This is a genomic window from Streptomyces rishiriensis, assembly GCF_003112535.1.
GTDB classification, from domain to species: Bacteria; Actinomycetota; Actinomycetes; order Streptomycetales; family Streptomycetaceae; genus Streptomyces; species Streptomyces rishiriensis.
The window spans coordinates 282,181-304,284 of sequence record NZ_BEWA01000006.1 but is presented as its reverse complement, the minus strand read 5'-3'; the positions used below and the strand labels follow the sequence as shown (position 1 = coordinate 304,284).

Annotated in this window: 16 protein-coding genes and 1 pseudogene; 12 read left to right on the top strand and 5 right to left on the bottom strand. The window is 71.7% G+C overall.

The window, feature by feature from the left end:
• Nucleotides 1–159 precede the first annotated feature (159 nt).
• From Sri02f_RS12660 to Sri02f_RS12630, 7 genes are all read left to right on the top strand, one after another.
• The gene (locus Sri02f_RS12660; RefSeq protein ID WP_109001234.1) at nucleotides 160–657 is read left to right on the top strand and encodes a VOC family protein; all 498 of its coding nucleotides are present in this window, start codon (nucleotides 160–162) and stop codon (nucleotides 655–657) included.
• Between the two features lie 122 nt (nucleotides 658–779).
• The gene (locus Sri02f_RS12655) at nucleotides 780–1,673 is read left to right on the top strand and encodes an IS982 family transposase (protein WP_109001233.1); all 894 of its coding nucleotides are present in this window, start codon (nucleotides 780–782) and stop codon (nucleotides 1,671–1,673) included.
• 225 nt (nucleotides 1,674–1,898) lie between these two features.
• Nucleotides 1,899–2,378, top strand: coding sequence for a DUF6099 family protein (locus tag Sri02f_RS12650; protein ID WP_109001232.1), 480 nt, complete (start codon nucleotides 1,899–1,901; stop codon nucleotides 2,376–2,378).
• A gap of 364 nt (nucleotides 2,379–2,742) precedes the next feature.
• Nucleotides 2,743–3,666, top strand: a complete 924-nt coding sequence (locus tag Sri02f_RS12645; RefSeq protein ID WP_109001231.1) for an LLM class F420-dependent oxidoreductase — start codon at nucleotides 2,743–2,745, stop codon at nucleotides 3,664–3,666.
• A 122-nt stretch (nucleotides 3,667–3,788) separates the two neighbouring features.
• Entirely contained in the window at nucleotides 3,789–4,700 is a 912-nt protein-coding gene (locus Sri02f_RS12640) for a DUF4232 domain-containing protein (RefSeq protein WP_109001230.1), read from the top strand.
• A 210-nt stretch (nucleotides 4,701–4,910) separates the two neighbouring features.
• Nucleotides 4,911–6,560, top strand: a complete 1,650-nt coding sequence (locus Sri02f_RS12635) for a 3' terminal RNA ribose 2'-O-methyltransferase Hen1 (RefSeq protein ID WP_109001229.1) — start codon at nucleotides 4,911–4,913, stop codon at nucleotides 6,558–6,560.
• Entirely contained in the window at nucleotides 6,557–9,133 is a 2,577-nt protein-coding gene (locus tag Sri02f_RS12630) for a polynucleotide kinase-phosphatase (RefSeq protein WP_109001228.1), read from the top strand. Before Sri02f_RS12635 ends, Sri02f_RS12630 begins: the two co-directional genes overlap by 4 nt.
• 49 nt (nucleotides 9,134–9,182) lie before the next feature.
• Here Sri02f_RS12630 and Sri02f_RS12625 read toward each other — a convergent pair whose 3' ends face one another.
• Both Sri02f_RS12625 and Sri02f_RS12620 read right to left on the bottom strand, forming a co-directional pair.
• The gene (locus Sri02f_RS12625) at nucleotides 9,183–10,097 is read right to left on the bottom strand and encodes an NAD(+)/NADH kinase (RefSeq protein ID WP_109001227.1); all 915 of its coding nucleotides are present in this window, start codon (nucleotides 10,095–10,097) and stop codon (nucleotides 9,183–9,185) included.
• The gene (locus Sri02f_RS12620; RefSeq protein WP_109001226.1) at nucleotides 10,094–11,230 is read right to left on the bottom strand and encodes an SPFH domain-containing protein; all 1,137 of its coding nucleotides are present in this window, start codon (nucleotides 11,228–11,230) and stop codon (nucleotides 10,094–10,096) included. The genes Sri02f_RS12625 and Sri02f_RS12620 overlap by 4 nt, the downstream gene beginning before the upstream one ends.
• Before the next feature lie 195 nt (nucleotides 11,231–11,425).
• Between Sri02f_RS12620 and Sri02f_RS12615 the strand changes: the two genes are divergently transcribed.
• Both Sri02f_RS12615 and argF read left to right on the top strand, forming a co-directional pair.
• On the top strand, nucleotides 11,426–12,649 hold the full coding sequence (locus Sri02f_RS12615) for an arginine deiminase (protein ID WP_109001225.1): 1,224 nt from the start codon (nucleotides 11,426–11,428) through the stop codon (nucleotides 12,647–12,649).
• Nucleotides 12,650–12,759: 110 nt separating this feature from the next.
• A complete protein-coding gene (argF, locus tag Sri02f_RS12610; protein WP_109001224.1) occupies nucleotides 12,760–13,767 on the top strand; it encodes an ornithine carbamoyltransferase in 1,008 nt (335 codons plus the stop codon).
• A 475-nt stretch (nucleotides 13,768–14,242) separates the two neighbouring features.
• Here argF and Sri02f_RS12605 read toward each other — a convergent pair whose 3' ends face one another.
• The gene (locus Sri02f_RS12605; protein WP_109001260.1) at nucleotides 14,243–14,704 is read right to left on the bottom strand and encodes an ATP-binding protein; all 462 of its coding nucleotides are present in this window, start codon (nucleotides 14,702–14,704) and stop codon (nucleotides 14,243–14,245) included.
• 312 nt (nucleotides 14,705–15,016) lie between these two features.
• Between Sri02f_RS12605 and Sri02f_RS12600 the strand changes: the two genes are divergently transcribed.
• Both Sri02f_RS12600 and Sri02f_RS12595 read left to right on the top strand, forming a co-directional pair.
• Nucleotides 15,017–15,844, top strand: a complete 828-nt coding sequence (locus Sri02f_RS12600) for an enoyl-CoA hydratase family protein (protein WP_109001223.1) — start codon at nucleotides 15,017–15,019, stop codon at nucleotides 15,842–15,844.
• Nucleotides 15,829–18,132, top strand: a complete 2,304-nt coding sequence (locus tag Sri02f_RS12595; RefSeq protein WP_109001222.1) for a bifunctional salicylyl-CoA 5-hydroxylase/oxidoreductase — start codon at nucleotides 15,829–15,831, stop codon at nucleotides 18,130–18,132. Before Sri02f_RS12600 ends, Sri02f_RS12595 begins: the two co-directional genes overlap by 16 nt.
• Nucleotides 18,133–18,235: 103 nt before the next feature.
• On the opposite strand, the gene Sri02f_RS12590 is transcribed toward Sri02f_RS12595, so the two are convergent.
• Together Sri02f_RS12590 and Sri02f_RS12585 are read right to left on the bottom strand one after the other, a co-directional pair.
• Nucleotides 18,236–19,048: a PaaX family transcriptional regulator gene (locus Sri02f_RS12590; protein WP_109001221.1), complete on the bottom strand. Its 813-nt coding sequence runs from the start codon at nucleotides 19,046–19,048 to the stop codon at nucleotides 18,236–18,238.
• Between the two features lie 15 nt (nucleotides 19,049–19,063).
• A complete protein-coding gene (locus Sri02f_RS12585; protein WP_109001220.1) occupies nucleotides 19,064–20,668 on the bottom strand; it encodes an AMP-binding protein in 1,605 nt (534 codons plus the stop codon).
• 248 nt (nucleotides 20,669–20,916) lie between these two features.
• Here Sri02f_RS12585 and Sri02f_RS12580 point away from each other — a divergent pair.
• Nucleotides 20,917–22,101 (top strand): annotated as a pseudogene (locus Sri02f_RS12580) (acyl-CoA dehydrogenase family protein); the annotation flags it as partial.
• Nucleotides 22,102–22,104 lie beyond the last annotated feature (3 nt).

Genomic DNA, 22,104 nt, shown 5'->3' with positions numbered 1-22,104 from the left:
TAGACGATCAAGTCCTATGTCTGGCTGACCCGTCTCGCAGGGTTCCGCCTCAGCGCGCCTTGGTCACGATGCCATTGGCGCCCGCATAGGACAGAAACTGACCTATATCGGGGTTAGCGTCTTCACCAAGTTGTGGTTCGCGCTCCAGGAGGCAGTCAGATGTCCGTCAAGCCGGTTCCCCAGGGCTACACCACCGTGACGCCGTGGATCATCTCTCGCGACACGGTGCAGCTCATCGCCTACATGAAGAGGGCCTTCGACGCGGAGGAGCTCGCTTGTCTCACCGGTGAGGACGGAAGCGTCGAGCATGCGGAGGTACGAATCGGCGACTCGGTGGTGATGTTGTTCGACGCGCGGCCGGAGTGGCCGCCGACCCCCGGCTTCCTCCGCCTCTACGTCGAGGACGCCGACGCCGTGCACCGTCAGGCCGTTGCGGCTGGCGGCACCTCGGTCACCGAGGTCACCCATCTGTTCTTCGGTGACCGGGTCGGGCGGGTGCGTGATCCGCTGGGCAACCTGTACTGGATCCAGACCCGCGTGGAGGATCTGAGTCCGCAGGAGATGGAACGCCGCCTCGGCGACCCGGAGTTCACCAAGGCGATGGAGTACGTCCAAAGCGCCGACTTCTTCCCCGGCCGGGCCTCTGACCTCGGCTGACAACGTGCCTATGCGTTGGTCAGGTCGGCGGCCTGGAGCATGTTCCTCCAGCAATCGCGCCGCCCGCCGACGGGCGGGACCGGAGTGTCCAGGAACGTGAAGAGGGTGACCAAGATCGTTGTGTGACGAACAACCTGGACACCCTGCTGACCGCACTGTACGTGAAGATCGACGACGAACTGGCGACAGGCCGATGGATGGGCAGGCCACCGCAGTTGACTGATGCGGAGCTGGTCACGCTCGCGGTCGCTCAGGCTCTGCTGGGCTTCGGTTCCGAGACGCGCTGGCTGCGCTACGCGAACTCGCACATGTCCTCGATGTTTCCGTATCTGCCGCAGCAGTCCGGGTACAACAAGCGCCTCAAGGCGGCGTTGCCGCTGGTCAAGAAGGCGATACGGATGCTGGCTGCGGACACGGACTTCTGGTTCGACAATCACTGGATCGTCGACTCCACGCCGGTGCCGTGCGGCATGTCGCGGCCGACGGTGAAGCGGTCGGACCTTGCCGGGTGGGCCGGATACGGATACTGCGCCTCCCACTCGCGGTTCTTCTGGGGCCTGCGCCTGTACCTGGTCTGCACGCCGACCGGGATGCCGATCCTGTGGGCCCTGGCCAACCCGAAACTCGACGAGCGCGAGGTGCTCCAGGCCATGCTCGACATCGATGCCGGCCTCGTGGCCGACCGGCCGCGGCTGTTGCTCATCTCCGACAAGGGCTTCGCCTCCAAGGAGTTCGAGAACGACCTCGCCCCGCGCGGCATCACCCTGTTGCGCCCGTCGTTCAAGCGGGAGAGGAAGCGCAAGGGCGAGGGACTGCTCAAGTCGGTGCGGCAGCTGATCGAGTCGGTGAACGACACGTTGAAGGGCCAGTTGGACCTGGAGCAGCACGGCGGCCGCACCTTCGAGGGCGTCGCCGTCCGCGTCGCCCAGCGCATCCTCGCAATGGCCGCCGTGATCTGGCGCAACCACAAGACCGGCGCGCCGATCATACGGTCGCTGGTCGCATTCGATCACTGAAGACATCGGACTTGATCGTCTAGCAGTCCCGGCCGGGGCGGCCGAGAGGGGAGCCACTCGATCCGTTTTCACTCTCCGCAGTCGAAGAGCGGACCGAAATCGATTTGTTGTCCACAGATTTCGGTCCACCTCTGGCTTTTCGCCCCGCACGCCCTCACTCTGGGTAGTGAACAGTCATGTTCGGGTGGCGTGCCGGCAGCACGCCGGGGCAGACGGGGGCGGCGCATGGACGCGGTGCGGCTCATCCTGACGAGCAGGAGCGCGCTCGCCGGCAGTGGCGGGCGCGCGGAGATTCTCACGGAGGCCTGGCAGGCGCAGGCCCTGGCTCAGGCGATCGGCAGCCGCCTGGCCGTCTCGGGCCCGCCCGAACTGCGGGGCGAGGCGCTGGGACTGACGGAACTGGCGGGCAGAGGATGCGGGGTCCTGGGCCCGCCGGACCTCGACCCGGGGGACCTGCTGGCCGCCCGGCTCACCGACCTGGACGACGCCCGCCGGGCTCTGCTCGACCTGGGCGGCCTGCTCGGCGAGGTGGGCATCGCCCTGGTCGGCCTGGCGAGCTCGGTGGACGACCAGGGCACCTACTGGCAGTGCGTGGAGGCCATCGACGCGGCGGACGAGTCCAGGGACCGGGTCCTGGAGATGCTGCGCAAGCTGGCGGCGAGAGAGGAACGGGAGGAGAGGGAGGGGGCGTTGCCGGAGAGATGAGCGGGGCGCTCGGCCCGCTGTGACCGCTGTGACCGCTGTGCCCGCTCGGCCCGCCGTGCCCGGTCGGGCGCTGTGCCCGGTCGGGCGCTGTGCCCGGTCGGCCCGCCGTCCGCCGCGACATCGCATGACGGCTTCTCGGCCCCCGGCCCCGTGACGAGTGCCGATACGGTGACGTCCCGGCACCGGCCGGCCCGGAACGAACGCCGGGAACGCCGGCTCCGCCCCGGCCGACGATCACCGCGGAGGCGGGTCACCGGCCCAGACAACCCGCACGCGCGGCAGGGGCGCTTTTCACCCGCCGGGGGACACGCGGGGGCGGGGGACCGGTGGGATCGGCAGAAGGGCCGGCGTGCAGGATGGAGGGATGGACCTTCGTATCTTCACCGAGCCCCAGCAGGGGGCGACCTACGACACCCTCCTCACCGTGGCGAAGGCCACCGAGGACCTCGGTTTTGACGCCTTTTTCCGGTCCGACCACTATCTGAAGATGGGGGACGTCAGCGGCCTTCCGGGCCCCACGGACGCCTGGATCACGCTCGCCGGCCTCGCCCGCGAGACCAAGCGCATCCGCCTCGGCACGCTGATGACCGCCGGCACCTTCCGGCTCCCCGGCGTCCTCGCCATCCAGGTCGCGCAGGTGGACCAGATGTCCGGCGGACGCGTCGAACTGGGCCTGGGCGCGGGCTGGTACGAGGAGGAGCACAAGGCGTACGGCATCCCCTTTCCGAAGGAGAAGATCGGCCGCCTGGAGGAGCAGCTGGCGATCGTCACCGGCCTGTGGGCCACCGAGCCCGGCGAGACCTTCGACTTCCGCGGCTCGTACTACGAGCTCGCCGGCTCGCCCGCCCTGCCCAAGCCCGCACAGGCGAAGATCCCGGTGCTGATCGGCGGCACGGGCGCGACCCGCACGCCGCGGCTGGCCGCCCGGTTCGCCGACGAGTTCAACATGCCGTTCGGCTCCGTCGAGGACAGCGCACGCCAGTTCGCCCGGGTACGGGACGCGGCGGCGGAGATCGGCCGCGAGGCCGACGCGATCACCTTCTCCACCGCTCTCGTCGTCTGCGTCGGCAAGGACGACCAGGAACTCGCCCGGCGCGCGGCCGCGATCGGCCGCGAGGTCGACGAGCTGCGGGCCAACGGGCTGGCGGGCTCCCCGGCCGAGGTCGTCGACAAGATCGGCCGCTATGCCGAGGCCGGCGCGGAACGGCTCTACCTCCAGGTCCTCGACCTGCACGACCTGGACCATCTGGAGCTCATCTCGGCCCAGGTGCAGGCGCAGCTGTCGTAGGACGGCGGACGCGGGCGCGGTCTCCGTCAGGGGCCCGTTCGACGGCCGGCTGTGACACGGCTGTGACCGGACGTATGGCTTCCGCCACAGTCGTGCGAGCGGGTTCCTGATGAGGTGGCCGGATGCGCAGAACCGCCCCCCTCCTCCCGGCCCTCGCCGCCGCGCTGCTGCTCACGGCGTGCGGATCGGAACGTCCCGGCGCCCATGACGCTGGTGTCGGCGCCGGCGGTGCGACGCCGCAGACCGCGGTCTCCGGGCCCGCGGTGGACGGGGTGCGGATCACCTCGGTGACCATCCCGTCCGCCTCCCCCGCTGCCTCCGGTGTCTCGGCGGCCTACGAGGTCACCAACTCGGGTGCCGAGGAGCTGACTTACACGGTCATCTTCGACTTCACGGCGAGCGGGGGCGGGGCCGTGACCCACCAGAAGGTCACCGTGGGCCCGGTCGGGCCGGGTCGGACGACACGCGGAACCGTACGGGCGGGGTCGCTTCCGCCGGGAGCGCCGTCGGTGACGGGGGTGAAAGTCGCCGAGGTGACCGCGGTCCCCGTGGCCGAGGCGCCGGCCGCGCCGGGCGTCTGCCCGCCCTCCGGGATCCGCGTCACGGCCGACGACGGCGACGCCGCGATGGGACTGCGCGTCGTGGGACTGACCCTGGAGAACTGCGGCGAACGGGACCGCACCGTCAGGGGGTACCCGCAGGTGACCCTGCTGGACGAGGACCGGCAGCCGGTCGACGGCGTCAGGATCCTCCGCGGCAGCGGGGGCATCGCCACCGTCACCGGGTTCGACGACGCGCCCCGGACCCTGACCCTCAGGCCCGGCGAGCGTGCGAGCGCCGGCCTGATGTGGCGCAACACCACGGGCTTCGGCACGGCCGTCGACATCCCGTACGTCAGGGTGCGCGCCACGCCGGGCGCCGCCCCCGTCCTGATCACCCCGCACCTCGATCTGGGGACCACCGGAAGGCTCGGCGTCAGCGCCTGGCGCGCGGCGGCGCAGCAGCAGGGGGCGCACGGCGCCGGCGCCCCCTGACGGAGCCATCTCGCCCACCTGCCCGGCGCCGCGGTCCGTGGGGTCCGTCCGACGTCCGGCGGCACCCCAATTCTGCATCTGACCAGGTCGGACGGGTCTCCCCGCGCCGAAATTCCCGGGTGCCGCCGAACTGTTCTCGGTACGTTGTGCAGGCGTGCGAGCGCGTTGTCGGCGCTCCCGACCCCATCCCACCTCCCCAAGGCACCCATCGTGTTCCTGACCATCGGCACCACAGGCACCCCCGAACGCCCCGCGACCGACCTGGGCTTCCTGCTGCACAAGCATCCCGACAACGCGCAGGCGTTCTCCACCTCCTACGGCACGGCTCACGTCCTCTATCCCGAGGCCGATGCCGAGCGCTGCACGGCGGCGCTGCTGCTGGAGGTGGACGCCGTGGCGCTGGTCCGGCGCGGCAAGGGCAAGGGCCGCGGCGGCGCGCCCGACGCCGCCCTCGCCCAGTACGTCAACGACCGCCCCTACGCGGCCTCCTCGCTGCTCGCCGTCGCGTTGAGCGCAGTGTTCTCCAGCGCGATGCGTGGCGTGTGTGCCGCGAAGCCCGAACTCCCGGCGCAGGCACGCCCGTTGCGCGTCGAGATACCCGCACTGCCCGCCCGTGGCGGCCCCGGTCTCGTCCACGCCCTCTTCGAACCGCTCGGCTGGCGGGTGAGCGCCGAACCGGTGTCCCTCGACGCGCGGTTCCCGCAGTGGGGCGACTCGCGGTACGTGAGCCTGACCTTGCGGTCGGAGACGCTCACCGTCGCCGAGGCCCTGCGTCATCTGTACGTCCTGCTGCCGGTCCTCGACGACGCCAAGCACTACTGGGTGTCGGCCGACGAGGTCGACAAGCTGCTGCGCGCCGGCGCGGGCTGGCTGCCCGACCACCCCGAGCAGAAACTGATCACAAGCCGTTTCCTGTCCCGCCGCTGGTCGCTGACCCGGCAGGCGATGGAGCGGCTGGAACTGGTCCGGCTCGCCGAGGCCGACGACAGCGAGGTCGAGGACATCGACAACGCGGTCGAGGCGGTCGAGGCCGGCGAGGCGGTCGAGGCGGAAGCCGGGAAACCGGAGCACGAGACGCAGGAGAAGCCGGCGCCGCTGGCCGAGCAGCGCCGCGACGCCGTCGTCGCCGCGCTGACCCGGGCCGGAGCCGCCCGCGTCCTCGACCTCGGCTGCGGCCAGGGCCAGTTGGTGCAGACCCTGCTGAAGAACCCGCGGTTCACCGAGATCGTCGGCGTCGACGTGTCGATGCGCGCGCTCACCATCGCCTCGCGCCGGCTGAAGCTGGACCGCATGGGGGAGCGGCAGGCCTCCCGCGTCCGGCTCCTGCAGGGCTCGCTGGCGTACACCGACACCCGTCTCAAGGGCTACGACGCGGCCGTGCTCAGCGAGGTGATCGAACACCTCGACCTGCCCCGGCTGCCCGCGCTGGAGTACGCGGTGTTCGGCTCGGCCCGCCCGCGCACGGTCCTGGTGACCACCCCGAACGTCGAGTACAACGTCCGCTGGGAGAGCCTCCCGGCCGGCCACGTCCGGCACGGGGACCACCGCTTCGAGTGGACCCGCCGGGAGTTCCGCGCCTGGGCCGCCTCGATCGCCGAACGGCTCGGCTACGACGTCGAGTTCGTGCCCGTCGGCCCGGAAGACCCCGAGGTCGGCCCGCCCACCCAGATGGCCGTCTTCGAGATGCACGCGAGCGGCGCCCAGAACAAGAACACCCGGCCGGAGAACGCCGGAAACGGGAACGCCGGAAACGAGAACGCCGGGAACGTCCCCGAGAAGAACGAGAAGAACAAGAAGAACGAGAAGAGCGAGAAGAGCGAGAAGAGCGAGAAGAACGAGAAGGAGGCGAAGGCGGCATGAGCGACACTCAGGCATCCACGACGGCATCCGCCACGCCGGCCCGCGTCCTGCCCGTCACCGACCTCTCCCTCGTCGTGCTCGTCGGCGCGTCCGGGTCCGGCAAGTCCACCTTCGCGCGTCGCCACTTCAGGCCCACCGAGGTCATCTCCTCCGACTTCTGCCGGGGCCTGGTCTCCGACGACGAGAACGACCAGAGCGCGACCCGGGACGCCTTCGACGTCCTGCACTACATCGCCGGCAAGCGTCTCGCGGCCGGCCGCCGCACGGTGGTCGACGCCACCAGCGTGCAGCCGGACGCCCGCCGTCAACTGATCGACCTCGCCAGGCAGCACGACGTGCTGCCCATCGCCATCGTCCTGGACGTCCCGGAGGAGGTGTGCGCCGAACGCAACGCGGCGCGCACCGACCGCGCCGACATGCCCCGTCGGGTCATCCAGCGCCACATCCGCGAACTGCGGCGCTCGCTGCGCCACCTGGAGCGCGAGGGCTTCCGCAAGGTGCACGTCCTGCGCGGCGTCGAGGACGTCGAGAACGCCACGGTCGTCACCGAGAAGCGCTACAACGACCTGACCCACCTCACCGGTCCCTTCGACGTCATCGGCGACATCCACGGCTGCTCCTCCGAACTGGAGTCGCTGCTGGGCAAGCTGGGATATGCGGACGGCGTCCACCCCGAAGGCCGCCGGGCCGTCTTCGTCGGCGACCTGGTCGACCGGGGCCCGGACAGCCCGGGGGTGCTGCGCCGCGTGATGTCGATGGTCGCGTCCGGCGACGCCCTGTGCGTGCCCGGCAACCACGAGAACAAGTACGGCCGGTACCTCAAGGGCCGCAACGTCCAGCACAGCCACGGGCTCGCCGAGACCATCGAGCAGATGGAGGAGGAGAGCGACGAGTTCCGCGCCGAGGTGCGCACGTTCATCGACGGACTGGTCAGCCACTACGTCCTCGACGGCGGCAGACTGGTCGTATGCCACGCCGGCCTGCCGGAGAAGTACCACGGCCGCACCTCCGGCCGCGTCCGCTCGCACGCGCTCTACGGCGACACCACCGGCGAGACCGACGAGTTCGGCCTGCCCGTGCGCTACCCCTGGGCGGAGGACTACCGCGGGCGCGCGGCGGTCGTCTACGGACACACGCCCGTCCCGGAGGCGACCTGGCTGAACAACACGATCTGCCTGGACACCGGCGCCGTCTTCGGCGGGAAGCTCACCGCGCTGCGCTGGCCGGAACGCGAGCTGGTCGACGTGCCGGCGGAGCAGGTCTGGTACGAGCCGGCGAAGCCGCTGCGCTCCGAGGCGCCCGGCGGACACGACGGCCGTCCGCTGGACCTGGCGGACGTCCACCACGGCCGACGCATCGTGGAAACCCGTTACGAGGGCCACAACCGTGTCGCCGTCCGCGAGGAGAACGCGGCCGCGGCCCTGGAGGTGATGAGCCGCTTCGCGATCGACCCGCGTCTGCTGCCGTACCTCCCGCCGACGATGGCCCCCACGGCGACCAGCCACGTGGACGGCTACCTGGAGCACCCGGCGGAGGCGTTCGCGCAGTACGCCCGCGACGGCGTCGCACGGGTCGTGTGCGAGGAGAAGCACATGGGTTCCCGGGCGGTGGTCCTGGTCTGCCGGGACGCGGAAACAGCGGGCAAGCGTTTCGGTACTGGGGGAGGCCCCACCGGCTCCCTGTACACCCGCACCGGCCGCCCGTTCTTCGACGACGCGACGGTGACGGAGGAGATCCTCGGCCGGGTGCGCACGGCGGTCGAGGAGGCCGGCCTGTGGTCGGAACTGGACACCGACTGGCTGCTGCTGGACGCCGAACTGATGCCGTGGTCGCTGAAGGCGTCGGGCCTGCTGCGCTCCCAGTACGCGGCCGTGGGCGCCGCGTCCGGCGCCGTCTTCCCGGGCGCGCTGTCCGCCCTGGAGTCCGCCGCGGCCAGAGGCGTCGACGTCGCCGAGCTGCTCTCCCGCCAGCGTGAACGCGCCTCGGACGCGGCCGCGTTCACCGAGGCGTACCGCCGCTACTGCTGGACGACCGACGGCCTGGACGGCGTACGGCTGGCCCCGTTCCAGATCCTCGCCGTCCAGGGCCGCAGCCTCGCGGCGCTGCCGCACGACGAGCAGCTGTCGCTCCTGGACCGGCTGGTGGAACACGACAGCACGGGCCTGCTCCGGACCACCCGGCGGCTGTACGTCGACACCGGCGACGCCGAGTCGGTCCGGGCCGGCGTCGACTGGTGGCTGGAGATGACCGGACGGGGCGGCGAGGGCATGGTGGTCAAGCCGCTGGGCGCCCTGGTGCGCGGCGAGGACGGACGCCTCGTCCAGCCGGGCGTCAAGTGCCGGGGCCGTGAGTATCTGCGGATCATCTACGGCCCGGAGTACACCCGCCCCGACAACCTGGCCCGGCTGCGCGGCCGCTTCCTCGCCCACAAGCGGTCGCTGGCGCTCCGCGAGTACGCCCTCGGCCTGGAGGCCCTGGCCCGGCTGACCGAGGGCGAGCCCCTGTGGCGCGTCCACGAGGCGGTGTTCGGCGTGCTCGCTCTGGAGTCGGAGCCGGTGGACCCGCGGCTGTGAGGCCTCCGCCCGGTCCGCGCCGTCGGCGCGGACCGGGCGTCGCGTGTCCTCACCCCACCAGCCGCAACCGCTCCTCGCCCACCCCGACGCGCACCCGCTGACCCCATGTCAGCTCCACCGCGTCGGTCTCGATGCCGTCGCCGAAGGCGATGAGGCGCTCCGACTCGACGGTGAGGGTCAGCCGGTGGCCGGCCGCGAGTTCGCCCGCCACCAGCGAGGTGCCGGTGGCGGGGGACGGCCACGCCTCCCGGACGAACCACACCAGCCGCTGCTCCGTCGGGGCCGGCAGGCGCGGGCCCCCGTCCGCTCCGCCGCCGCCCCGCTCCTGCCACACCGACCGGATCCAGCCGGTCGCCCCCGTTCCCGTGCCCACCAGCACCCCGGAGGAGGCCTGGGCCTCGACGGCACCCCCGTCGTCGTCGAGGCCCAGGCGGTAGCGGGCGGTCTGGTGACCGGCCGCGCCGAGGTAGATCTCGTTGAGGGCCAGCAGCCGCTGGGTGTCGTCGGCGACGGCCTCGACCATGGTCAGCTCGGTCGTGCCGGTGCGGGCCGTGAGCGCGCCGGGCAGGAGCGTCGGCGCGTCCGCCGGCCGATGGCGGACCAGGACGCCCGGATTGCGGCCCGGATCCGCGTCGATGCCCACCACCGGCTGCCCGGCCAGGTACTTGGCGACGTTCGCCACCAGCCCGTCCTGGCCGACGACCACCACCACGTCCTCCGGCGCGAACAGAAACCGGTCCAGATCGGCACGCTCCACTCGGCTCTGACGCCACGTCAGCGGAATCGCCGCCGTCACCTCCGCCAGCGCGCGCCTCGTGCGACGGTGGCGCTCGGCGACCTCCTCGATGTCCCGGCCCCGCGAGGAGAGGAAGAAGGCGGCCTGCCCGTGCGTGCCGTGCCGGGCCACCAACTCCTCGTACTCCGTGGTGCGGTGGACCAGCACGGCCCGCGGGGCGAGACTCATTCCCGTTCTCCGGCCCCGAGCCTCGACAGCAGGCCGGTCAGCACGTCCGGCGAGATCGTCACGCTGTCGATGTGCGGGAGGTTCTCCGCGAGCCGCGTCCCGGTGAGCGCGTGCAGGGTCGCCACCTCGACGTCGCCGTGCACCCGCAGCCAGGCCGCCTGCGCCTGGGCCCGCGCCTCGCCGACCTCGCGCGCCGCCTCCGCCTCGGCCCGGGCGAGCCGGACCGTGCGCGCCGCCTCCGCCTGGCTGAGCCGCTCGGTGCGCCGTGCCTCGGCGTCCGCCAGACGCACCTGCCTCTCGGCCTCCGCCTCGGCCAGCTTCACCGACCGCGCGGCCTCCGCCTCCGCCAGCCGCACGGACCGCGTCGCCTCCGCCTCCGCCCGCACCTTGTCCGCCGCCGCGTTCTCCTCCGCCTCGCGGCGGGTGTTCGTACCGCGCTGTTCGACCAACTGCTCCTCGCGGCGCGCCAGTTCGATCTGGCTGGCCAGTTCGTTCTCGGCGATCGTCCGCTCCCGCTCGACGGCCACCGCCCGCCGCTCGTAGGTGGCCCGGTCGGCCTCCTGCTGGATCTGTTCGCGTGCCGGGGTGCGCAGCGCCCGCTCCACCTCGGGTTCCGGACGCAGCGCGACGACCCGGACGGCCACGATCTCGATGCCGGTGGCCGGCAGCCGCGGTTCCGCCGCCAGCCCCGCCGCGACCCGCTCCCGTACCGCCGTCACACCGTCCACCAGCGCCGACGACAGCGAGGTGCGCGCGAGGACGTCCAGCGCGTGCTGCTGTGCCGTCTCCGTGAGCAGGGTGCCGAGCTGCTCCAGGGGCGCGCCGCGCCAGATCCCGGTGTCCGGGTCGATGGAGAAGTCGAGGCGGGCGGCGGCGACGGCGGGGTCGCTGACCCGGTAGGTCACCGTCGCCTGCACCGTCACGTCCTGGAAGTCGACCGTGCGGGCGTGGAACGTCATCGCCAACTCGCGGTCGTCCACCGGCACTTCGGAGAGTGCGGCGCTCAGCGAGCGGAACCAGAAGCTCAGGCCCGGCCCGTCGTGCGCCAGCTTGCCGGAGCTGTGGTGGCGCACATGGGCCGTCGGAGCGCCGCGCAGGTGGCGCCAGCCCAGGCGCTTGGTGATGTCGGCCATGAGAGACCCCCCTCGTTCCCTTTTCTCGTCACTGCGACGATAAGAAAACGATAGCCAGGCCTCCCCTTGTCGTCAAGGGGACGAGAAAAGGGAACGAGGCAAGGGCGGGACGGCGGGCGGGGCGAGCTCGTGCGGAAACGGTCCGAGAAGGCCGAGTGGGGGGTGAAGACGGTCCACTGTGGTCAGGATGGAGACATGGGATTCCATGTCGACTCCGAGGCCGGGCGGCTGCGCCGCGTCATCCTGCACCGGCCCGATCTCGAGCTCAAAAGGCTCACCCCCAGCAACAAGGACGCCCTTCTCTTCGACGACGTGCTCTGGGTGCGCCGGGCGCGTGCCGAGCACGACGGGTTCGCCGACGTGCTGCGCGACCGCGGTGTCGCCGTCCATCTCTTCGGCGACCTGCTCACCGAGGCCCTGGAGATCCCGGCGGCCCGAGCGCTCGTCCTGGACCGCGTCTTCGACGAGAAGGAGTACGGGGTGCTCGCCACCGACCACCTCCGCTCCGCCTTCGAGACCCTCCCAGCCCCTGAACTGACCGAGGCCCTCGTCGGCGGCATGACCAAGCGGGAGTTTCTGCAAGCGCATCCCGAACCCACCTCCGTGCGCTTCCACGTCATGGAGCTCGACGACTTCCTCCTCCACCCGCTCCCCAACCACCTCTTCACCCGGGACACCTCCGCCTGGATCTACGACGGCGTCGCCATCAACGCGATGCGCTGGCCGGCCCGGCAGCGCGAGACGGTCCACTTCGAGGCGATCTACCGGCACCATCCGCTCTTCCGCGATGAGACGTTCCGCGTCTGGTCCGAGGGGCAGGCCGACTATCCGTCCACCATCGAGGGCGGCGACGTCCTCGTCATCGGCAACGGCGCCGTGCTGATCGGCATGAGCGAGCGCACCACCCCGCAGGCCGTCGAGATGCTGGCGCACAAGCTGTTCGCCGCGGGCTCGGCCGAGACCATCGTGGCCCTCGACATGCCGAAGCGGCGGGCGTTCATGCACCTCGACACCGTGATGACGATGGTCGACGCCGACGTCTTCACCCAGTACGCCGGGCTCGGCATGCTCCGGTCGTACACCATCGAGCCCGGCGTCGGCGAGAAGGAGCTGAAGGTCACCGACCATCCGCCGGAGCACATGCACCGCGCGATCGCCGCAGCCCTCGGCCTCAGCGAGATCCGCGTGCTCACCGCCACCCAGGACGTCCACGCGGCCGAGCGCGAGCAGTGGGACGACGGCTGCAACGTCCTCGCCGTCGAACCCGGTGTCGTCGTCGCCTACGAACGCAACGTCACCACCAACACGCACCTGCGCAAGCAGGGCATCGAAGTGATCGAGATCCCGGGCAGTGAGCTGGGCCGGGGCCGGGGCGGTCCGCGCTGCATGAGCTGCCCGGTCGAACGGAGCGCCGTATAGACGAACGTGCGTCTGTATAAAAATGCTGAGGGTCGTATATGCTTCCGGGGTCTGTGTCATTGCAGCAACCGTTCACGGCCGTTTTCACCGCATCTCTGGAGCGACCCCCCATGGCGACAGTCCCGACCGCCCTCGCCGGCCGCCACTTCCTCAAGGAGCTGGACTTCACCGGGGAGGAGTTCCGCGGTCTGATCGCCCTGGCCGCCGAGCTGAAGGCCGCCAAGAAGGCCGGGGCCGAGGACCGGCGCCTGCTCGGCAGGAACATCGCGCTGATCTTCGAGAAGACCTCGACGCGCACCCGCTGCGCGTTCGAGGTCGCCGCCGCCGACCAGGGCGCGTCGACCACCTACCTCGACCCCTCCGGCTCGCAGATCGGCCACAAGGAGTCGGTGAAGGACACCGCGCGCGTGCTCGGCCGGATGTACGACGCCATCGAGTACCGCGGCGACAGCCAGGACAAGGTCGAGGAACTCGCCGCCCACGCGGGCGTCCCGGTCTACAACGGCCTCACCGACGACTGGCACCCCACCCAGATGCTCGCCGACGTGCTCACGATGACCGAGCACAGCGCCAAGCCCTTGAACGAGATCGCCTTCGCCTACCTCGGCGACGCCCGCTTCAACATGGGCAACTCCTACCTGGTCACCGGCGCCCTCCTCGGCATGGACGTGCGGATCGTCGCCCCGAAGAGCTACTGGCCCGCCCAGGAGGTCGTCGACCGGGCCCGCGAACTCGCCGAGGCGAGCGGCGCCCGCGTCACCCTCACCGAGGAGCTCGCCGAGGGCGTTCTCGGCGCCGACTTCGTCGCCACCGACGTATGGGTGTCCATGGGGGAGCCCAAGGAGGTCTGGGACGAGCGGATCGCCGTCCTCGGCCCCTACGCGGTGACGATGGATGTCCTGCGCGCCACGGGCAACCCCGACGTCAAGTTCCTGCACTGCCTTCCGGCCTTCCACGACCTCGGCACCAAGGTCGGCCGCGAGATCCATGAGAGCCACGGCCTGGACTCCCTGGAGGTGACGGACGAGGTGTTCGAGTCGGCCCACTCCGTCGTCTTCGACGAGGCGGAGAACCGGCTGCACACGATCAAGGCCGTCCTGGTCGCCACCCTCGCCTGACCCTCCCCGGCAGCGCCTCGGCGGTCTTCCGGCAGCGCCTCGGCGGTCTTCCGGCAGCGCCTCGGACGTGTTCCGGCAGCGCCTGGGCCGTGTTCCGGCAGAGCCTGGGCCGTGTTCTGGCAGGGCCTCGGCGGTATCCCGGCGGCGCCTCGTCCGTGACCCGGCCGGCCGAGCTCGCACCGGTCGGGATCACGCCTGCGAGAGCGTGCCTGCCCGCGGCGAGGCTGTCGGACCCGCGACTGCCGAGAGGCCGTCTGCCGGGGTCGCGCCTGCGGAGCGGACGCCTGCCGAGCGGACGCCTGAAGAGCGGGCGCCTGAAGAGCGGGCGCCTGAAGAGCGGACGGCTGAAGAGCAGACGGCTGAAGAGCAGGGGCCTGCCAGGGAGGTCGTGCCTGCCGGCCGCGCGCCGAGCCGGATCCCGGGTGGGACCACGCGTGGCGGGATCACGCCGGGTGGGGGCCGGGCTGCGGCGGGATCACGCCGGGTGGGGGCCGCGCTGCGGCGGGACCGCGGTCAGGCTGAACCACACCGCCTTGCCCTGCTCGGTGGGCCGGTGCCCACAGGACGAGCTCAGGGCGCGGATCAGCAGCAGCCCGCGCCCGTGCTCCTGCCACGGGTCGGGCTCCTCGCCGGACGGACGGGTGAGGTCGCCGGGCGCCGCCGGGTCCGGGTCGTGCACCTCGATCTGGCAGCCGGTCGGCCGCAGCTCCACCACCAGCTCTATCGGGGCGTCCCCCGACGTGTGCTCCACGGCGTTCGCCACCAGCTCGGCGGTGAGCAGCTCAGCGGTGTCGCTGTCCGCGAGGTGCTTCAGCTCGGCCAGCGCCGTACGGACCAGGGCACGGGCCACCGGCACGGCCGCGGCGGAGTGCGGCAGCGCGATCCGCCAGGAGGCGGCTGCGTCGGAGGGGCGTTCGTGCAAGGCGATTCCGTTCATGGCGCAGGTTCCCGCGATCGACATCGGACGGTCCTGCCTTCGGCTTCAGGAATGGTACGGCGGCCTCCGGCAGAAGCGCTCGGCGGCGTCGTACGGGACCTCCGGCCCCGTTGCCGGTCGGCTTACCCGCGACAACGCCCGCCCTCGCGCACCTGATGCCGTTGTTACCGCGTTATCGACGACCGGTGACGTGTGTGACGGGGGCATGCCGTGCGGTGACACGGCGATTCTTCCCGTCCGCTCTATCGCGTACTCATGACGGCAGTCACAGGTGAGTGATAACTTCAAGGGACCGTCGAGGAGGCCGCCCTCATGAGTCCCTTCACCGGCTCCGCCGCCCGCACCTCCGACTGGCGCCATCTGCACGTAGAGCTCGCCGACGGCATCGCCGCCGTCACCCTGGCCCGCCCCGAGAAACTCAACGCCCTCACCTTCGGCGCCTACGCCGACCTGCGCGACCTGCTCGCCGAACTGTCCCGGGAGCGTTCCGTGCGCGCCCTGGTGCTGGCCGGCGAGGGCCGAGGCTTCTGCTCCGGCGGAGACGTCGACGAGATCATCGGCGCCACCCTCGGCATGGACACCGCCCGGCTCCTCGACTTCAACCGGATGACCGGCCAGGTCGTGCGCGCCGTGCGCGAAGCCCCGTTCCCGGTGATCGCGGCCGTGCACGGAGTGGCGGCGGGCGCCGGCGCGGTCCTCGCCCTGGCCGCCGACTTCCGGGTCGCCGACCCCGGCGCCCGCTTCGCGTTCCTCTTCACCCGCGTCGGCCTCTCCGGCGGCGACATGGGCGCCGCCTACCTCCTGCCCCGCGTCGTCGGCCTCGGCCACGCCACCCGGCTGCTCATGCTCGGCGAACCGGTCCGCGCCGCCGAGGCCGAGCGGATCGGCCTGATCAGCCTGCTGACGGAGGACGGGCGGGCCGACGAGGCCGCGCGGGCACTGGCCCGCCGCCTGGCCGACGGCCCCGCCCTCGCCTACGCGCAGACGAAGGCCCTCCTCACGGCGGAACTGGACATGCCGCTGGCGGCCGCGGTGGAACTGGACGCCGCCACCCAGGCCCTGCTGATGAACGGCGAGGACTACGCGGAGTTCCACGCGGCGTTCACGCAGAAGCGCCCGCCCGAATGGAGGGGACGGTGACGAGGGCGGCCGACGTGCCTCTGCGCGTCGCGATCGTCGGCGGCGGCCCCGGAGGGCTGTACGCGGCGGCGTTGCTGAAACGCCTCGACCCGGGCCGCGAAGTGACCCTGTGGGAACGCAACGCCCCCGACGACACCTTCGGCTTCGGAGTGGTCCTCTCCGACGAGACCCTCGGCGGCATCGAACACGCCGACCCGCAGGTCTACACCGCCCTGCAACAGCACTTCGTCCGCTGGGACGACATCGACATCGTGCACCGGGGCGCCCGTCACACCTCGGCCGGGCACGGCTTCGCCGCCCTCGGCAGAAAGCGTCTTCTGCAGATACTGCACGCACGGTGCCGCTCCCTCGGAGTCGACCTGCGTTTTCGCACGAGGGCTCCGGACGCCGCGTCGCTGTCCGCGCAGTACGACCTCGTCATCGCCGCCGACGGCGTGCACAGCACCGTCCGTGAGGCGTACGCGCACGTCTTCCGGCCCCGGCTGAGCGGCCACCGCTGCCGCTACATCTGGCTCGCCGCGGACTTCGCGCTCGACGCCTTCCGCTTCGAGATCGCCGAGACCGAGCACGGCGTGGTGCAACTGCACGGCTACCCGTACGCGCCCGACGCCTCCACCGTGATCGTGGAGATGCGCGAGGAGGTGTGGCGGGCAACCGGTTTCGACGAACTCGACGAGCGGGAATCGGTGGAACGCTGCGCCAAGATCTTCACGGACGCCCTCGGCGGACGCCCCCTCCGATCCAACGCCTCCACCTGGACCACCTTCCGCACCGTGGTCAACGAGCGCTGGTCGCACGACAACATCGTCCTGCTGGGCGACGCCGCCCACACCGCCCACTTCTCCATCGGCTCCGGCACCAAGCTCGCCGTCGAGGACGCGCTGGCGCTGGCGGCCTGTCTGCACGAACAGCCCGACCCGCGCACCGCGTCCACCGCCTACGAGACGGAGCGCAGGCCCGTCGTCGCCTCCACCCAACGCGCGGCCAGGGCCAGCCTGGAGTGGTTCGAGGACATCGGCCTCCACCTCGACCAGCCGCCCCGCACCTTCGCCTTCAACCTCCTCACCCGCAGCCGCCGGGTCACCCACGAGAACCTGCGCCTGCGCGACTCCCGCTTCACCGACGCCGTGGAACGGGAGTTCGGCTGTCCGCCGGGCACCCCACCCATGTTCACCCCGTTCCGGCTGCGCGGCCTCACCCTGCGCAACCGGGTCGTCGTCTCCCCCATGGACATGTACTCGGCGGTGGACGGCGTCCCCGGCGACTTCCACCTCGTCCACCTCGGCGCCCGCGCCCTCGGCGGGGCGGGACTGGTGATGACCGAGATGGTGTGCGTCTCTCCGCAAGGGCGCATCACCCCCGGCTGCACCGGCCTCTACACCGGCCGGCAGGGCGACGGCTGGCGGCGGATCACCGACTTCGTGCACGAACGGGCCCCGGGGACGGCCGTCGGCGTCCAGCTCGGCCACTCCGGCCGCAAGGGCTCGACGAAGCTGATGTGGCAGGGCATGGACGAACCGCTGCCCGACGGCGGCTGGCCGCTCGTCGCCGCCTCCCCCCTGCCGTACAAGAAGCACAGCCAGACGCCCCGCGAACTCACCCGAGCCCAACTCACCGACCTGCGCGAGCAGTTCGCCTCCGCTGCCCGGCGGGCCGCCCACTCCGGCTTCGACCTGCTCGAACTGCATTGCGCGCACGGGTACTTGCTGTCCGGCTTCCTCTCCCCGCTCACCAACCACCGCACCGACGCCTATGGCGGCTCGCTCGCCCGACGGCTGCGCTTCCCGCTGGAGGTCTTCGACGCGGTCCGCGAGGCATGGCCGGCGGAACGCCCGATGACCGTCCGCGTCTCCGCCACCGACTGGGCGCCCGGCGGAACGTCGGCCGACGACGCCGTCCAGATCGCCCGGGCCTTCGCCGCCCACGGCGTCGACGCGATCGACGTGTCCACCGGACAGGTGGTGTCCGACGAGCGCGTCGAGTACGGACGCTCCTACCAGACGCCGTTCGCCGACCGCATCCGGCACGAGGCGGGCCTCCCGGTGATCGCGGTCGGCGCGATCTCCTCCTGGGACGACGTCAACTCACTGATCCTCGCAGGACGTACGGACCTCTGCGCCCTCGGCCGCCCCCATCTCCACGACCCCAACTGGACCCTGCACGCGGCCACCGAACAGGGCTACACCGGACCCGGCGCCCCCTGGCCGGACCCGTACCAGGCCGGCAGCCGCCCGCCGCGCACCGGACGCACGGACGCCCCCAAACCCCGTCTGCAACTGAACAACTGACGAGCAGTCGGGGATGGGGCGACAGGCGTGACGGGGGCGACAGGGGCGACGGGTGCGACAGGGGCGCCTGGCGGTCCGCGCGGAGCGGCGGCCGGGGGTGGGCTCACACGCCGGTGAACTGCGCCCCCGCGTCCCGCAGCCGTTCGTGCAGCCCCTGGAACACGGCCGCCGAACGCGTCCCCGGCCAGTCGTGCGGCAGCAGCCGCGCGGGCAGGCCCGGGTCCACGTACGGCAGATGGCGCCAGGCGTCCAGGGCGAGGAGGTAGTCGCGGTAGGCCTCCTCCGGCGGGGTGTCCGGCCGATGCCGCCAGGCATCCAGCACCCGCGCATGACGGTCGAGGAAAGCCTCGTGCTCCTTGGCGATGGCCGCCAGGTCCCACCAGCGGCCGACCGCCTCCAGGGTCGGCGCGAAACCGAGATGCTCGCCGCGGAAGAGATCGACGTACGCGTCCAGGCGCAGCCGCTCAAGCGTGTGCCGTGTCTCCTCGTGCAGCCGAGCCGGGGCGATCCACACCCCGGGGGCGGCCGTGCCGAAGCCCAGCCCCGCCAACCGTGACCGCAGCACATGCCGCTTCTGCCGCTCCGACTCCGGCACGGAGAACACTGCCAGGACCCAGCCCTCGTCCGCGGGAGGCGCGGTGGCGTAGATGCGCCGGTCCCCGTCGTCGAGCAGCTGCCGTGCCTCATGCGAGAGCTCGTAGCCGGCCGCACCCTGCGCGGTACGGGCCGGCAACAGCAGACCGCGCCGTTTCAGCCGGGACACCGAGGAACGCACGGAGGGCGCGTCGACGCCGACCGCGGCGAGCAGCCGGATCAGCTCGGCGACGGGCACCGGGCCCGAGGCGAAGCGTCCGTACGCGCCGTAGAGCGTGACGATGAGAGACCGGGGAGCGGGCTGGTCGGACACGTTGATCATCTTAGGTCTTCGGCATCACTGCTGGTCACCATCGGTGCAACCGCTTGCGCGCAACCGGAATCTCTGCAGTTTTCCGGTAGCGGTACGCGGCAGCGCGTCCAGCAGGACGAACTCGCGCGGACACTTGTACGGCGCCAGCTCCTCCTTGAGAAACGCGCGCAGCGCCTCTGTGTCGCGCCGGGCGCCCTCGCGCAGCACGGCGAACGCGACGACCACCTGGCCCCGGCGTTCGTCGGGCCGCCCCACCACCGCCGTCTCGACCACGTCCGGGTGACGCAGCAGCGCCTCCTCCACCTCGGGCCCCGCGATGTTGTACCCGGCCGAGATGATCATGTCGTCGGCGCGGGCGACGTACCGGAAATAGCCGTCGGGCTCACGGACGTAGGTGTCTCCGGTGACGTTCCAGCCGTCGCGCACGTACTGCCGTTGCCGCGGATCGGCGAGATAACGGCAGCCGACCGGGCCGCGCACGGCGAGCAGTCCGGGCTCGCCGTCGGGCAGGGGCGCGCCGCCCGCGTCCTGTACGCGCGCCCGCCAGCCCGGCACCGGGACGCCGGTCCTGCCGGGCCGGACGTCGTCGTCGGCCGCGGAGATGAAGATGTGCAGCAACTCGGTGGCGCCTATGCCGTTGATCAGCCGCAGACCGGTCCGCTGGTGCCAGGCCCGCCAGGTCGCGGCGGGCAGGTTCTCACCGGCCGAGACACAGCGCCGCAGCGACGACAGATCGTGCCCGCCGGGTTCCTCCAGCATCGCGCGGTAGGCCGTGGGGGCGGTGAACAGCACGCTCACCCCGTGTTCGGCGATCGCCGGCAACAGCTGCCCGGGCCCGGCCTGTTCGAGCAGCAGCGCACTGGCGCCGGCCCGCAGCGGAAAGACGACGAGCCCGCCGAGACCGAAGGTGAAGCCGAGCGGCGGGCTGCCGGCGAAGACATCGTCGGGAAGCGGTTTCAGCACGTGTTGCGAGAAGGTGTCGGCGATCGCCAGCACATCCCGGTGGAAGTGCAGACAGCCCTTGGGGCGTCCGGTGGTGCCGGAGGTGAACGCGATCAGCGCAACGTCGTCGCAAGCGGTTTCGACGGCTCTGTACGGCTCGGTCGGCGCAGGCCGGTTCAGCAGATCACCGGGGGAGTCCCCGCCGTACGTCGTGATCCGCAGTCCGGGTATCTCCGCCCTGGCGAGGTCGTCCACGGCCCTGACGTCGCACAGCGCGTGCTCCACCTGGGCGATCTCGCACAGGGTGCGCAGCTCGTACGGCCGTTGCTGAGCCAGCACGGTCACCGCGACCGCCCCCGCCTTCAGCACGGCCAGCCAGCAGGCCGCCAGCCAGGGCGTGGTGGGGCCGCGCAGCAGTACGCGGTTTCCGGGAATCACTCCGAGATCGCCGCTGAGCAGATGCGCGATCCGGTCGACGCGGGCGCGTAACTCCCCGTACGTCCAGCAGGGCCCCGACGGGGTGCGGAACGCCACCCGGTCCGACGCCGTGTGGGCGAGCAGTTCGGCGGCGCAGTTCAACCGGTCGGGGTAGTGCAGCTCGGGCAGATCGAAACACAGCTCGGGCCACTGGTCGGGCGGCGGAAGGCGGTCGCGCGCGAAGGTGTCGACATGGGCCGAGACGTTCATCAGCGTTCGTCCCCTTGCCTGGATGGACTTCCGGCCGGGCTGCCCGGGAGGGCTTCGTCATGAGGGGTCGTGCAAGGAGCGTATCGCGTTGGTGACGGCAGTCAACCGTACGCGATACCGTCGAGGGGAGCCGTGCCCGGCCATCAGGAAAGGCCGTGGGACCGGACGACGCAGGACAACCAGGACCGCCCGAACAGCCCGAACAGCCCGAACAGCCCGGACAGCCGATGTGGGAGAGGGGACCGGCTATGCCCGCATTCGCACTCGAACCGGAACAGACCGCCTGGTGCGCCGAACTGCGCACCCTGGCCGCCGAGCGGTTGCGCCCCCTGGCCGAGAAGGGCGAGCCGGGCCGCGTCAACCGCCCGCTCGTCGCGGAGCTCGGCCGACTCGGCCTGCTGTCACGGCTGTTCACCTCCGGCGCCGTCGACCTCTGCCTGATGCGTGAATCCCTCGCCCATGCCTGCACGGAGGCGGAGACCGCGCTCGCGTTGCAGGGACTGGGCGCGCATCCCGTCCATGCCCATGGCACTCCCGCCCAACGGCGGCGCTGGCTGCCCCACGTCGCCGACGGCACCGCGGTGGCCGCGTTCGCCCTGAGCGAGCCGGGCGCGGGCTCGGACGCCGCTGCGCTGTCGCTGGCCGCGGAGCGGGACGCAGGAGCAGGCGGAGCGAGGGGCGGTACAGAGAGCGGAGCGAAGGCCGGGAGCGGGGCGAAGGGCGGGAGCGGGGCCGGAGGCTGGCGCCTCACCGGTGAGAAATGCTGGATCTCCAACGCTCCAGAAGCCGATTTCTACACCGTTTTCGCCCGGACGACACCGGGAGCCGGAGCCCGTGGTGTAACCGCTTTCCTTGTTCCCGCCGACCGCCCGGGCCTCACCGGCTCCGCACTCGACATGCTCTCCCCGCACCCCATCGGCGCTCTCCGCTTCGACGCCGTCCCCGTCACCGCGGACGACGTCCTCGGCGAGCCGGACCGCGGCTTCCGGGTGGCCATGGGCACCCTCGACCTGTTCCGCGCCAGCGTCGGCGCCTTCGCCGTCGGGATGGCCTGCGCCGCCCTCGACGCCGCCCTCGCCCACACCGCCCGACGGGACGCGTTCGGCGGCAAGCTGATGGACCTTCAGGCGGTCGCCCACCAGGTCGCCGAGATGTCCCTGCGCACGGAAGCCGCCCGTCTGATGGTCCACGCCGCGGCGACGGCGTACGACGCCGGGGAACCGGACGTCCGCAAACGGGTCGCGATGGCCAAGCTGCTCGCCACGGAGACAGCGCAGTACGTCGTCGACGCCGCCGTCCAGCTCCACGGCGCACGGGCGCTGCGCCGCGGCCATCTGCTCGAACACCTCTACCGCGAGGTTCGCGCACCACGCATCTACGAGGGGGCGAGTGAAGTCCAACGTGACATCATCGCCCGGGAGTTGTACGCCGAGCGG

Coding starts and splice junctions, on each gene's coding strand:
- Sri02f_RS12660 (WP_109001234.1), top strand. CDS start 160: ATGTCCGTCAAGCCGGTTCCCCAGGGCTACACCACCGTGACGCCGTGG.
- Sri02f_RS12650 (WP_109001232.1), top strand. CDS start 1,899: ATGGACGCGGTGCGGCTCATCCTGACGAGCAGGAGCGCGCTCGCCGGC.
- Sri02f_RS12645 (WP_109001231.1), top strand. CDS start 2,743: ATGGACCTTCGTATCTTCACCGAGCCCCAGCAGGGGGCGACCTACGAC.
- Sri02f_RS12640 (WP_109001230.1), top strand. CDS start 3,789: ATGCGCAGAACCGCCCCCCTCCTCCCGGCCCTCGCCGCCGCGCTGCTG.
- Sri02f_RS12630 (WP_109001228.1), top strand. CDS start 6,557: ATGAGCGACACTCAGGCATCCACGACGGCATCCGCCACGCCGGCCCGC.
- Sri02f_RS12625 (WP_109001227.1), bottom strand. CDS start 10,097: ATGAGTCTCGCCCCGCGGGCCGTGCTGGTCCACCGCACCACGGAGTAC.
- Sri02f_RS12620 (WP_109001226.1), bottom strand. CDS start 11,230: ATGGCCGACATCACCAAGCGCCTGGGCTGGCGCCACCTGCGCGGCGCT.
- Sri02f_RS12615 (WP_109001225.1), top strand. CDS start 11,426: ATGGGATTCCATGTCGACTCCGAGGCCGGGCGGCTGCGCCGCGTCATC.
- argF (WP_109001224.1), top strand. CDS start 12,760: ATGGCGACAGTCCCGACCGCCCTCGCCGGCCGCCACTTCCTCAAGGAG.
- Sri02f_RS12605 (WP_109001260.1), bottom strand. CDS start 14,704: ATGAACGGAATCGCCTTGCACGAACGCCCCTCCGACGCAGCCGCCTCC.
- Sri02f_RS12600 (WP_109001223.1), top strand. CDS start 15,017: ATGAGTCCCTTCACCGGCTCCGCCGCCCGCACCTCCGACTGGCGCCAT.
- Sri02f_RS12595 (WP_109001222.1), top strand. CDS start 15,829: ATGGAGGGGACGGTGACGAGGGCGGCCGACGTGCCTCTGCGCGTCGCG.
- Sri02f_RS12590 (WP_109001221.1), bottom strand. CDS start 19,048: ATGATCAACGTGTCCGACCAGCCCGCTCCCCGGTCTCTCATCGTCACG.
- Sri02f_RS12585 (WP_109001220.1), bottom strand. CDS start 20,668: ATGAACGTCTCGGCCCATGTCGACACCTTCGCGCGCGACCGCCTTCCG.